Annotated in this window: 9 protein-coding genes; 5 read left to right on the forward strand and 4 right to left on the reverse strand. The window is 34.1% G+C overall.

All coding sequences use genetic code 11. The features are described 5' to 3' along the window. Positions 1-27 precede the first annotated feature (27 nt). The 3 genes from IPJ80_10470 (at position 28) to IPJ80_10480 (ending at position 3,290) form a co-directional block, all read left to right on the forward strand. Positions 28-1,977: a ThiF family adenylyltransferase gene (locus tag IPJ80_10470; protein ID MBK7913909.1), complete on the forward strand. Its 1,950-nt coding sequence runs from the start codon at positions 28-30 to the stop codon at positions 1,975-1,977. Between the two features lie 11 nt (positions 1,978-1,988). Then, on the forward strand, positions 1,989-2,537 hold the full coding sequence (locus IPJ80_10475; protein ID MBK7913910.1) for a hypothetical protein: 549 nt from the start codon (positions 1,989-1,991) through the stop codon (positions 2,535-2,537). Positions 2,538-2,744: 207 nt separating this feature from the next. Next, positions 2,745-3,290 (forward strand): hypothetical protein, encoded by a 546-nt coding sequence (locus IPJ80_10480; GenBank protein MBK7913911.1) that lies wholly within the window; start codon positions 2,745-2,747, stop codon positions 3,288-3,290. A 160-nt stretch (positions 3,291-3,450) separates the two neighbouring features. Here IPJ80_10480 and IPJ80_10485 read toward each other — a convergent pair whose 3' ends face one another. Both IPJ80_10485 and IPJ80_10490 read right to left on the reverse strand, forming a co-directional pair. Next, entirely contained in the window at positions 3,451-4,398 is a 948-nt protein-coding gene (locus IPJ80_10485) for a site-specific integrase (GenBank protein MBK7913912.1), read from the reverse strand. After that, positions 4,380-5,417 (reverse strand): site-specific integrase, encoded by a 1,038-nt coding sequence (locus IPJ80_10490; GenBank protein MBK7913913.1) that lies wholly within the window; start codon positions 5,415-5,417, stop codon positions 4,380-4,382. The genes IPJ80_10485 and IPJ80_10490 overlap by 19 nt, the downstream gene beginning before the upstream one ends. 626 nt (positions 5,418-6,043) lie before the next feature. On the opposite strand from IPJ80_10490, the gene IPJ80_10495 reads away from it, so the two are divergent. Both IPJ80_10495 and IPJ80_10500 read left to right on the forward strand, forming a co-directional pair. After that, entirely contained in the window at positions 6,044-6,205 is a 162-nt protein-coding gene (locus IPJ80_10495; GenBank protein MBK7913914.1) for a T9SS type A sorting domain-containing protein, read from the forward strand. Continuing rightward, complete coding sequence (locus IPJ80_10500) at positions 6,202-7,659, forward strand: hypothetical protein (protein MBK7913915.1); 1,458 nt, start codon at positions 6,202-6,204, stop codon at positions 7,657-7,659. Before IPJ80_10495 ends, IPJ80_10500 begins: the two co-directional genes overlap by 4 nt. A gap of 1,131 nt (positions 7,660-8,790) precedes the next feature. Here IPJ80_10500 and IPJ80_10505 read toward each other — a convergent pair. Beyond that, positions 8,791-10,788: a T9SS type A sorting domain-containing protein gene (locus IPJ80_10505; protein ID MBK7913916.1), complete on the reverse strand. Its 1,998-nt coding sequence runs from the start codon at positions 10,786-10,788 to the stop codon at positions 8,791-8,793. Between the two features lie 694 nt (positions 10,789-11,482). Next, a complete protein-coding gene (locus tag IPJ80_10510) occupies positions 11,483-13,276 on the reverse strand; it encodes a hypothetical protein (GenBank protein ID MBK7913917.1) in 1,794 nt (597 codons plus the stop codon). Positions 13,277-13,891: the final 615 nt, after the last annotated feature.

Below are 13,891 nucleotides of genomic sequence, written 5' to 3' on the forward strand. Positions count from 1 at the left end.
CCGCATTTATATATTGCAAAAAAAGATATGCCTCCTGCTTTTTGTCTAGTTCGGGGCGATCTTGCAGAATGGTATTCTAATAAACAACTCAGAGACTTGATTATCAGAGTTGAAAATTGGTTAAGAGATGCATCAGCAGGATTATTGTCGGTTGATGGCAATCAGTTTGATCCTACAAGAATTGAGGTTGCAAAAGGAATTAATATCTATGATTACGCTCAAGTGGCTAAAGTTATTAATAACAAGGCGGCTTTTTCTCAAGGTCAAAATTTTGCTATCGGTCTATTTGAAAGAAATCTATTTAATGAAATTTACTCTTTTAAATTATCTAAAATAATTACTCAGGATACTGTCGCAGAAATTTTTATAGACTATATGAAAGAAGCAAAAAAAGATAACTCGCTTGCTTCTAAAAAATTTTATCATATTGGTTATATTGTATGGTCTGAAACGGAACTTACCTTCAATAAGTATTCAGCCGATCTACCTGAAACTTGGAACGAATTAAAAACATTCTGTAGTCAGTATGATGTTGATCTTACAAAATTGGAGAAGCATCTTGCAAAGGAAGACCTTAATATTTATAAAGCTATTCCAATAATTATTGGCGTTAAACGCCCCAACACAATTATAGGCTTTTCAGACAGTATTGAATTTTTCAATTTTTATATAGAAATTGACAGCCCTGATGTGGAGGAAGAAAGAATAATAATCAATATACCTGTATCTGTTCAAATTCAACATCAGCCACTTTCTATTAGCAAGGCCAAAGAAGTATCAGGGTTTTATGCAGAATTGGGGAGAATCGCAATTGTTGCAGGTTGTGGAGCCCTTGGGTCAAAAATAATAATGCATTTAGCAAGAAGTGGATCAACAAATTTAATATTATCTGATCCAGATAAATTTTCGCCTCATAATCTAATAAGAAATGCATTATTTTCTAATTCGGAAGGAATAAATAAAGCGATAGCATTAAAAAAAGAAATTCGTAATCTTTATCCTTTTGAAATACTTGATAGTCTTGAGGCACTTCCCCTAACAATAGAATCTGTATTGAACGAAGAAAGCACAAAGAATTGTGATTGGATTTTTGATTTTACGGCTACAAATTCATTTTCACAAGGAATTGTTAGGGCTAAATTAGCAAAGGGCATTAGAATCTGTAAAGGATATTTTTCTGATTTCGGAAATTTAGGAGTTCTATTCTTTGAAGGAGATAATAGAAATCCACGTATTGATGACTTAGAAATAATGTTATATGCCCAATATAAGGAGTTGCCAATTATTGCTTCATGGTTACAAAGAGAACAAGAAGCTATTCAAAAGACAATAAACACCAATATTGGCATTGGCTGTAATTCTGAAACGATAATTTTAGCCGATGATGTTGTAAGTTTACATGCCGCCTATTTCTCTGGGGTTATTAAAAATGAATCAAAACTTGTTGCTTCAAAAAATGGTAAAATATTTTTAAATAAAATTCAGCATGAGCCATTTTTTTCAAATTCTCCCATTTTTTTGGAAGTTCCAGAATTGTATGTAATTGAATCAATTAATGATCCTTCGTGGCAAATAAGGCTAAAAACAGGAATCATAGAACAAATGAAAAAAGAAATGGGACTGGCAATGCCGAATGAAACAGGTGGAATTATTATTGGGCGTGCTAATTATAAAACAAAAACTATCCATATAGTTGAGTTACTTGATGCCCCGAACGATAGCAGATATAGTCCAGGGTCATTTTTAAGAGGTATTCAAGATCTTCCGGAAACCATTCAAGAAATAAATGATCAATCAGGAACACAATTGGGATATATAGGAGAATGGCATTCCCATCCATTTGGCCCTAATAAACTAAGTAGTGTGGATTTAAAAACAATTCACAAGATTAAAGAGGACTTTGAAAATCGCCAAACTAATATACCCGTGTTTATTATTGTCGTCACACCCACTGATTTGTTACCATTTGTATTTTAAACCTATTTCCTATGATTGATAATTATGCTTTAAAAGCTAGAATATATCCGGTTCTAATATTTTTAGCACCACTTATTTTGTACGGATGTCTTTATTCAATTGAATTTAAAACAATCACTTATGTTGTATACTCAGCATTATTCACAGGAGCCCTTACTTATCTTTTTTCTCAACTAGGAAGAGATCAAGGAAAGGCAAGAGAACCATCACTTTGGACAGACTGGGGTGGCGCACCTTCAGTACAAATTTTACGTTGGAGTAATTCGCTTCTTGATAGTCATACTAAACAACGATATCACCAAAAACTACAATCATTATGTCCTGTGCAAAATATACCAGATCCTAATTATGAAAGAACAAATCCATCAGAATCTGATGAAATCTATAAAGCCTGGGGCAAGTATCTTATTTCACATACGAGAGATTGTAAAAAATATTCATTGCTATTAAAGGAAAATATAAACTATGGATTTCGTAGAAATCTTTGGGGGTTGAGATCTTTTGCTATTGCTCTTAACATATTAGTGTTTATTAGTAATTGGCTTTTTTTGGTTTCTTAAAGATAAGTCATTTAACTTAATGTCCTACCCGCAAAGCTTTGTTTATACATCGACTGTGTCTATTATTTTTCTTTTATTTTGGATAATTATTGTGCGAGCGGATTGGGTAAAAACGCCAGCGTTTTCTTATGCTCAGAGATTGTATGAAGCAGTTGATCAATTAAATTAATTAATACTCCTGAATTTAAGTAAAATAATTATTACATAATGAATAAAAGACCAATAGCTCAGCAACGAGGCCAAGAGGAGCAAAATCGTCTTGATATAATGGCAAGTGCATTGAGTTCAATTATGGGGGCTCGCGTTATTCCTGGTGATCAATTTGATAAATTAGATGAGCAAAATCAAAAGTTACTAGCAAACACTAAAGATTTAAATAAAGTCAAATTAAAATTATTATTTACGCAATGTAAGCTTCAAGCGTTTGTGAAATACCATAGCAAATGGAAACCTGCAACTAGAAAAATAGAGCAACGACTCCGAAAGCTTCATAAAGAGAAGCTTTATATTGATTTTACGAATTTTCCATTTGAAATAGGGCAAAACCTAAAGGAAGCCTATAATTGTTATGTGAATGATTTGAAAATGTCGTGCTATATAATGGTTTTGCGTACTATCGAAATAACGGTTAATTTAATTTACAATCAACATAACCCTGTGCAATATGATAAAAACGGAAAACCTCTTTTTATTACAGCCTTGGTGAAGCTGAATTGGGTTAAATCAAACAAGATGATAGGAGGAGCTGATTAATTAGTTGCTAAAGCTTTTATAGAAGCAAGAAATGATAGTGTGCATGAAATTTATATACCGACAGAACGACAATTGATTTCAGCTTTTGAATCTGTTATAGCTCTTGTAGATCAGCTTAATGCCAATTTGATGACAGAAAAATAAACTTCGTCGAAGTGGCCTACTTAGGAGTTAAATCAACTACCAGCTCATGATACTTATCAACAATGGTGTTATCAAATGAATCTAAATACACTTGAGTAGTGTTTTCCGTTTTATGTCCAAGAGCTTCACTTATTACCGCAGTAGGAACACCAAGTTTTTTAGCATTTGTAGCATAAGAATGTCTTGCAACATAACTTGAAATTGAAGATTCAATACCACACAACGCACTAATTTCTTTTAGACTTCTATTATATCTTCTTAATTCGTCCTGGATTTCAATAAGTTGCTTCTTTGGATAATCAGATTTAACGACACCTAGAATGAAATCATTTTCTTTCTTGCCGATACTGTATTTTTCCAAAATCTCTTTTAAAGCTTTGGAAATCGGAATTGAATGAAGTTTTCCTGTTTTCTGTCTTTTATATTCTACCCTATTATTAATAATATTCTTGCATTTAAGAAAAGCTATATCGACAAAAGAAGCTCCCATTAAATAGAAACTGGTCAGAAAATAGTCCTTAGCCCGTTTATGTCTTTCAGTTGTGGGCTCATATTGCAGAAACCGGATTAAGTCTTCTCTACTTATTGCTCTTTTGCGGGTTTCTTCCTTTCGGATTGTATAGTCCTTAAAGGGATAATATTCCTGGGATATTTTGTTTTGCTTGATGGCTATATTATATAATGACCGGATAGTCCTCATATTTACACTTAGCCCATTAAAAGTATTTCCTTTGGATAAGTACCAGGCTTCATATTTCTTTAACCACTTAAAAGTGAGCTGCTTTAAAGGAAAATCCTTCTTATCCACAAAATTTGCCACACTTCGAGAAACCAGATAATAGACTCGAGCATTGCCGTATCTTTTAGATTGTTCCATTTCAGAAATGACTGAGGCAAAGAATTCAAGGGTCAATACTTCCTCACTCTTTTGTGCAAGGCTATTCTTCAAATCATTAACTGACAATCGCTCGAGATTGCCCTCTTCCTGAAGCACCAGATTCTTAATTCGTCCTGGATTTCAATAAGTTGCTTCTTTGGATAATCAGATTTAACGACACCTAGAATGAAATCATTTTCTTTCTTGCCGATACTGTATTTTTCCAAAATCTCTTTTAAAGCTTTGGAAATCGGAATTGAATGAAGTTTTCCTGTTTTCTGTCTTTTATATTCTACCCTATTATTAATAATATTCTTGCATTTAAGAAAAGCTATATCGACAAAAGAAGCTCCCATTAAATAGAAACTGGTCAGAAAATAGTCCTTAGCCCGTTTATGTCTTTCAGTTGTGGGCTCATATTGCAGAAACCGGATTAAGTCTTCTCTACTTATTGCTCTTTTGCGGGTTTCTTCCTTTCGGATTGTATAGTCCTTAAAGGGATAATATTCCTGGGATATTTTGTTTTGCTTGATGGCTATATTATATAATGACCGGATAGTCCTCATATTTACACTTAGCCCATTAAAAGTATTTCCTTTGGATAAGTACCAGGCTTCATATTTCTTTAACCACTTAAAAGTGAGCTGCTTTAAAGGAAAATCCTTCTTATCCACAAAATTTGCCACACTTCGAGAAACCAGATAATAGACTCGAGCATTGCCGTATCTTTTAGATTGTTCCATTTCAGAAATGACTGAGGCAAAGAATTCAAGGGTCAATACTTCCTCACTCTTTTGTGCAAGGCTATTCTTCAAATCATTAACTGACAATCGCTCGAGATTGCCCTCTTCCTGAAGCACCAGAAGTCTGTTAAGTATCTTGCTTTTCTCCTTGTGAAGCCAATTATTAAACCGGTTTATATTTTCAAAATCTTTGCTGGTAGCCCTTACATTTTGCAATTTTTCATTCCAGTCTTTAGAAAATAAACTATACCCCAGAGAAATCCGAAGAGGCCTTCGATTGACAACTATGAGTAATTTCAATGAATGCCTTCCATCCGTTTTGATATTCCGGCGATCGAGTTCAATTTTTACCGAGACTGACATTAAGACCCAAATATAATCATTTATAAAATTTGCCAGCGATTTGCCAGCAGAATATGTATTTAATTGTAAAGATATGGTGTTAATTGAAAATATTAATACTGATTTACAAGCACTTACATACATAAAAAAACACAAAAATACACATTTTTGACGTCTGGGGGGCGTGGGGTCGCAAGTTCAAATCTTGTCGCCCCGACATGTAAATCTAGGAGTTATGATGAAAATTCATGGCTCCTTTTTTTTATTTACACAGAATTTGCACAATATTTAGCAGTTGGTGGAATCGAGAGTACTGAGTCCCGGTTAAACAATTTTGTGCATGATTCTTAGAGCGCTATTATAAATGAAACGGTACGAACAATTTCTAATATAACTTTAGGTTATATTCTAATTCCAACCTTTACCTTTATCCCAACAAAACAAACTTTTATGAATCGTTTGTGTTTGCCACTCTTTGATGACCAATGTATTGGTTGCGTATTAAATGACTTAGTCAGACAAGTAAACAATGATATTGAATGGATTCTTTATATGCTATGTTCTAATTATATACCCGATAAACATGAAAAAAATATAGCTGAAGATCTTATTCTACGAAACTTAATTATTAAAACTGAATTTGAGCAATGTTGCTCACACATATGTATAATTTTACGGGTTCAATAAGTAATATGGAAATAAACAATGGAACAATAGATTTAAAAAAAATAGACAATGGAATCTATTTTATAAAAATTATTTCGACAAATGGTGCTAGTAAAGTCGAAAAGTTGTTTGTTATAAAATGAAGGTAAAATTAATTTTATTTGCATTATTTTATCTTAATCTTCTGAATGGTCAGAAGCACGATTATATCTGGACACTAGGCACTGGAAATACATTTGTAGATAGCATTCATGGAGGTACAGATATTGATTTTAATTATTCACCTCCACAAGTAAAATATGTCAATCGACCGACAAAATTTTTATATTTAACTTCATCAATGAGTGATTTTGATGGGAGCCTATTATATTACTCTAATGGATGTTCTGTAATAAATCGCAATCAACAAACTCTAATTAATGGTAATGCACTAAACCCAGGCAATTTGTTTGATAAATGGTGTACTGGCAACAACGGATATTATGTTTTATTGCAAAGTATTATTAATCTTCCTTTTATTAATAATAATGATAAGTTTGGAATGTTTCATCTGGGTGGAATTGAAATAAAAGGATTACTTAATGCTAGAATTAATGCATGTTATTACTCTGAAATTGATATTGCAGCAGAGAATGGTAGGGGTGTTTTACTAAGAAAAAATATTCCAATTATTACTGACACTTTAGGTGGCTTCATTAAAGCTGTTAAACATTCAGATGGACAATCCTGGTGGATTATTGCCGTTGGGAGGAATACCAATATTTATTATAGAATAAAATTTTTTGATGGACAAATAGAAGGACCTTATGAACAGCTTGTTGAAGATACTTGCAAAAACCCTAATAATACGGGTCAAGCAGTATTTTCTCCAGACGGGAGTATGTATGCCCATTTTGATCCATGGACAGGACTTATTATATATGATTTTGACAGAGGTACTGGTCTTTTAAAAAAAAGAGAGAAAATTGATTTTTGGTACAACCCTAATTCTGATTTTTACTATGGGGGCTTGTCATTTTCTCCTAATGGAAGGTTTCTATATCTGTCTACAGAAAAGATTATGTACCAATTTGATTTAACACAAACACCGATCAAGAATTCTAGAACTATTTTAGATTCAATTGACGGATCTATGTCACCATATCTTATAACTTTTCTTTATCATGAGCTTGCTCCAGATGGAAAAATATACATCAGTTCCGGAAATTCTGTCAATTTATGGGGAGTAATTAATCAACCAGATGAAAAGGGTTTCGCATGTGATTTCAAGCAACATAATTTTAGGTTAGCTACTTTAAATTTTTGGAGCATTCCCAACTTCCCTAATTACAGACTTGGTCCACTTGTATTAACCGAATCTATAGAAAGCAATGCTTATTTAATAACACCAAATCCTGCTTCGCTCCATTTTGCTTATGATAATTTAGATAAGCCTGGAGTTCTACGAATATATAATCAGCATGGGCAACAAGTACTCTTCCAAAAGTTAAGTCCCTATTATCATATTGTATATGTCAATAAACTTCCTATCGGAATGTATTTCACTTCATTGGAAGTAAGTGGAAAAATTTATTGGGATAAATTGTTGAAAATTTAGCCAGTAAAATTAAAGTTACATTTTTTTATTGAATTAAGCTATGATTGGAGATGTTGTTCAAATGCTTTCTTCGTCATATAATGTATTTTCCAGCAAAACATAGCAGGGCTTATAATTGAATCAAGATGCACTTGGTAGTTTGGATGCGTTCTAGAATATCATTTGATTATTCTTGATTTCGATAGTAAAAAATTGTATCAATATGATTTTAACTAGATATTTTATTTTCATCATATTAATTTTTTTATTTCCTGCAGCCACAAAAAAAAATTTAATATTATTTCATTGTTATCATTGTAAAGGATGTGTTTCAAGAGCTTTAAGTGACATTGTTTTTTATAAATACGATAGTACATATCAAATTATTTTGGATTCAACTTGTTTTACAGCTTTTTCTATCATTGGACAGATAAAATTTAAACAATTGTCTCAAATAGAAATTGATAGAAAGTATGGGGAATTTGCTAATATAAGAATTTATGATGGCATTGGAAACAAAGTGAATTTGAATACGGGCTAGAATCTCAGTGATTTTGTGAAGTAATTGGGTTATTCTAAGTAGCCTGCAATTATTGAGAATTTATCCCCTGCATAACATTCCAACACAATAAATTACCCTCATTTTTCATTATATTTGCCGAGATGTTAAAAAAGTAGCTGGCTATTTTCTTTCTTACACTTGCCAATGTGCTACTCATTGGCCATGAGCTCATTCCACATCATCACCACGAAAGCCTTGAAGAGTTATTGGCACATCATCATTCTGATGAGGATTCGAGTGAGCATTGACTGAGTCACGGAGTGTCTATTTAATTAAAAAATTGAATACTTATTTCAATACTTATAAAAATTTTTGCTGCTCTTTGGATGATTCGTTAAAGTTACTTTTTTGTTTAGCGATTTATTAAACGATGATCAGTTAGTGTAAAAGAAGAAATGCTCTGGATTTGATTGCAAAATTTTTCTAACTTTATAAAATACAAGATTTAATAAAAATAATGGTTGAGCTTGAACCGAGAATAACAGGTGTAGAATTAATACAAGATTGTTAAAATTAAATTATACTTACACTTTACAAAAAAGCGATTCAATATTTATTTTAATTAAACTTGCATTTAATTAAATCCATTTCTAAAATTTAAGTATACGGTTTGTTAGGAAAGTATTTCCTTGATGGATTTGTAATTCATACATTCCCGGCGGAATAAATGAACAATCCAATTCGAAATTATCCAGGGATGTATCCATCTTAATGAGCTGTTGTCCAATTGAATTTAATAAATAGACTTGTTTTAATGCCTTATTGGAGGTCGATACATGCAGTTGATTTGTAAATGGATTGGGAAAGATATGAATTTCATGGTCCTGATTTGAATTAGATACAGTTACGGGCGTCGTTGGACAATCTCTTTTTTGATTTAGGATGCTGATCAATTCGTCTAAATCAGCACCAATGTCTTTGCCATCGCTGCCATTTTTTGAATAGGCACTGTTGCTCTTCAATTTATAATTCAAAAGATTGTTGGGTCCGTTGTTGAAATCAACAAAAGCGACATCAGAATTTTTTGGAGGAAAATAATTCTGACTCATTGATTTAAAATTGGCGTACTTACTGGCATCGCCTGAGATCAATACATTTTTATGAAATTGTTTATTGGCATCGGTCACATCAGGAAAATACATGGCAAAGGTCGCATCTCCTTGTTTAACACCGGGTCCGTAGATTCCTTGATAGCCTCCACTTGAAATTAAAGAATTTACAAGGTTGTTTGTAAATCTAAAACCGCTCATTTTTTTATAGGCCCAGGTAATGGCACCACTTTGAAAAATGCTGTTGTGATCAATGGTCACATCCTGTGGTTCACCCAAGTGAAAAGCGGTTCCATCATTTGGTCCGGCTACATTTTGATCCCCGTATTTTGGTCCGTTGATATCTTCCAACAAATTGTTTTGGATCAATATGCGTTTACTTCGATTGCCAGTACCATCATCACTTCCCGAAATAGAAATTCCGGCACCTGTATGTCGGATGGAATTGCTACGGATGGTAACATCGCTGACATCTGCCTGAGGTGCAGCGCCTCCTTCCGTTCGAATCGTTAGAAGAATTGCATATCCACTTTGCCCAATGGGAAGATCTGCCCAACAATATTCCATCAGGTTTCCTTCCAGCAAAACGCGTTTACCCGTTTTGAGTTCGAATAAATTTTTAACGGTCCAATGTTTTCCGGCGTAGCTTGGATCTTTGACCCACCAGCTTAAAGGTTTACTAAAATGATTGTTCAACACTTCAATATCAGCGGGAACTAAATTTGAAATAGACGGAGCGCCACCGCCAAACAAAATATTTTCCCCGGAAGCTTCAAGATAATTATTGATGATCTTAAACGGACCGGGTCCATTAATACCTGAGATTGCCTGCGCATCAAATCCGATGCTGTGAAAATCGGAAATATGACAATCCAGTACAGCCCCATTGGAGCAATCCAATCGAATGCCGTATTTCATAATACTGGCTTGAGGGTGTCCATGCACATAGCAACGATCCAAAACCATCTGATTGGGAATTTGCCACACTTGATTTTGAGCAGTTCCCGAATTTCCAAAATTGATCAATCCATAACTGTTGAGTACTGCAGTAGCTGCACTGATTTCCAATCCAACCAGTCGATAGTGATGGGCTCCCGGTTCTGTATTAAAACAAGGGATTCCAGACAGATTAGTAGTTACAATTGAAGGCATAGCCAATCGTTGTTCAGTAAACCTGGGATCGCCAGTCATGGCAGTTGGATCAACCCGAAAGCCTTGCTTTGGCAGTAAATCCATTCTCGAGCCCATAAGCACAATCCAACGCGTACTAGCCGGTTTTACTGGCAACACAAATCCACCGGTATAAACAATTCCTGCATCCAATATAATAACTGTGCCTGGTTGAGCAGCATCCAATGCTTTTTGAAGGTCTGTATAATTTCTACCTGAAGGACCTACGGTAATTCGCTTATAACCGATGGTATCAGGAAAACAAGCTTCAATTGAAGCTGTATTTGGCAGCGTCGGTAAAATTTGAGCCACCCCAATGTTAAACAGCATCAAACAAAAAAAGACAATCGTAAAAATGGTTGCTTTCATCGGATTACAAGATAGAAAGGAATTTATAATGAATCTAAAAAGCCACTTAGGAAATGCTTCAATACTACAATCCTGAAATTCTGCAATGCTTCAATATCCAAAGCTGGATTTAATAAAATAATCAATTGTTAAAAATTTAAGCAATTTTAGGTAAGGACATGAAGAAAGAACAAATTTAAAGGGTTCTTAATTGCTAGTTTATTGCACGTTTTCCGTCGTTTTCCGTGCTTTCTCGGCATTTGACGCTATTACAAGCAAGTATCCTGGGAGTATGTACGGGATATGTACGGAGTATCTACGGAGTATCTACGGAATAGCTATACAAAGTGTCTTGTCCTGTCTTGTCCTCTGTCTTGTCCTCTATAGGTTCAACCTATGCAAGTATCCTTTACAATTGAAATTTATTTGATCTATTTTTAGATCAAAATAAGGGACGTAGGCTCAGTCTACGCCCAGCGAGCTAGTCTAACAGTCTAACATTCTAACAGTCTAACAGTCTAACAGTCTAACAGTCTAACAGTCTAACAGTCTAACAGTCTAACAGTCTAACAGCCCTTCAGCCCCAAAATCAGTAGTCAGCAGTCAGTATTCAGCAGTCAAAAATTCAAAAATGCTCAACATACCTAGACCCTCCTCCCTAACAGTCTAACAGCCTAACAGCCTAACAGTCTAAACCCTCCAGCCCTCCATTCTTTCAGCCCTCCTCCTTCACTCCATCCACAAAATACATATCAATTTCACCTTTATTTTTTGCGGGAATTTTTCCCCGGTAGGTGCAATGGTATTTGTGTTTAATAATTTCGTAAGTTGATCCGGAGATATTAATTTTTCCTTCAACACCCTGATGTTCCATAGCGGCGGCAACATTTACGGTGTCACCCCAAATGTCGTAGGCAAATTTTATAATACCGACGATTCCGGCAACCACCGGACCGGTATGGATACCAATGCGCAATTGAAAATAAGGTAGATTTTGTGCTTCTCGTTCCAGTTTATGTTTTTGCATAAAATCCTGGATTTCCATAGCTGCCTGAATGACATCAAATGCATTGGTTTTATTTGCGACCGGTAATCCACCGGCACACATGTAACTGTCACCGATGGTTTTTATTTTTTCAATATTGTACTTAGAAACGATTTTATCAAACGCACTGTAGAAATAGTTGATTTCTTTTACCAGATTGTGGGCGGTTAGTTGTTCGCTGGCAATTGTAAAATTTTTAAAATCAGTAAACATAGCAGTCACTTCATCATAACTTTTTGCTTCTGCAAATCCCTTGAGTTTAAGTTCTTCTGCAGTTTCTTCCGGTAAAATATTTAATAACAATTCGTCACTACGTTTTTTCTCTTGCGAAACTTTTATTTTTTGACGAATCGCGATTACTGAAATCAAAATCATTAAAATGGCACCAGCGATCCATCCATTTCTGATTTTCTTTTGTTGAAGGAGTTCATATTCTTTTTGTTTTATTTCGCTGATGTGTTTCTGAACTTCTACCCGATATTTCGCACCACTGATTGCTAACTGATTGCGTTGAACGGCAAAACTATCCTTGGCCATAGATGCAGAATCCAAATACAGATAAGCCGTTTTTAAATCGCCATTGGCGGCATAGGCATTCGCGAGATTTCTGTAAATGTTTTTCATGACATAATAATTCTTCAGAAAGCCTTTTTTAACAATGATGTGATAAGCTTCTAAAGAAAGTTGCATCGCAGCTTTCGGATTATTTTGAATCCGGCGGATATCACTCAACATAGACTTTGCCATCGCCAAATCAACCAGCTCATTATTTCTGGTACTGATTTCAATATTTCGTTCTGCCAGAGGAATTGCCAGATCATATTTCTTTTGGAGGTAATAGATATTAGCAATATTGCCACTGATAATACCCATCCATACTTCCGAATTTAATTTGATTGCAAATTCTTCTGCCAGGTGAAAATAATAAAGAGCAGAATCAAATTGATTCAAAGTGCGATAACAATATGCGATCGTATTTACTTTGGAAATAATATTTTCAATTTTGTTTTGTGGAGTATGATTCCACATTTCCAGGAAAAATGATTTCGCAGTTTGGTAATCACCAAAATATTGATGCTTGCTGCCATAATCAAAGATGTATTCTCCTTTGTTTGGAAAGTCGTCTTGATTAAATTCAGAATACAATCCATATGCTTGTGCAAATTGTTCGATTGACAGACTGAATTCTTTTCGTTCCCAATAACAATATCCCAATAGTTGACGCGCTTCAGCCTGAATAAAATAGTCTTTGCAAATGCCGGATTCGTATATAAGAGATTCCAATTCATTTGGAATGTCTGGATTTTGTCTTTCTTTCCAAAACAGTAATTTGAGACGAGACCAACGAAAGAAAAATTTCAGATTCACATCCTTGCTTTCTTCTGCCCATTGGAGAAATTGTTGAAGACAAGCCTTCCTGGAAATTGAATCTAAATGGTTGAAAGGATCTTCAAAATTCTTCATGCATTGAACCCTGTAACTAAACGATTGATTTTGCAAACTGTCCGGGTATGGAATATTTGCAAACAATTGAGTGCTCAACACTAAAAGACAAAAACACAATCGCACTTGGAACATATAAAGCAAGAAGAGTTACTCAAATATAATTCACCACCAATAAAACAGAAGTTAATTTTATTTGTAACAAGAATATATTCAGCCTATCTCTAATTTTTATGAATCCTCTAAGTTTTTTTCTGTAGCAACCAAGATCATATATATAAAATTGATAATATATAATTTATAAATTTTACAAATAATATGAATATATAAACCCTTGATTTTAGGGTGTCTAAATTCGATGCCAAAACCCAAACAGGAGCTATAAAAAGCTTAAAATGGGCTTTGAAATTAGATCGTTTAGCTTCATTTGCATCGAATTTTTAACGAGAATTACATAGAAGACTAAGTAGAAATGCCATAAAAGCTATTGAGATTAAAGTATAGTGATATATATAAATTACAGATTATGAATATTATATAAAAAAGTAAAAATTTTATATGAAAAAAATTCATTTATTGCGGTAATCCTGAATAAGCCATATTATTTTTGCTCGATTAGACTGTCGAAGCCGGTCT

The sequence above is a fragment of the Saprospiraceae bacterium genome (genome assembly GCA_016714025.1).
GTDB lineage: Bacteria > Bacteroidota > Bacteroidia > Chitinophagales > Saprospiraceae > Vicinibacter.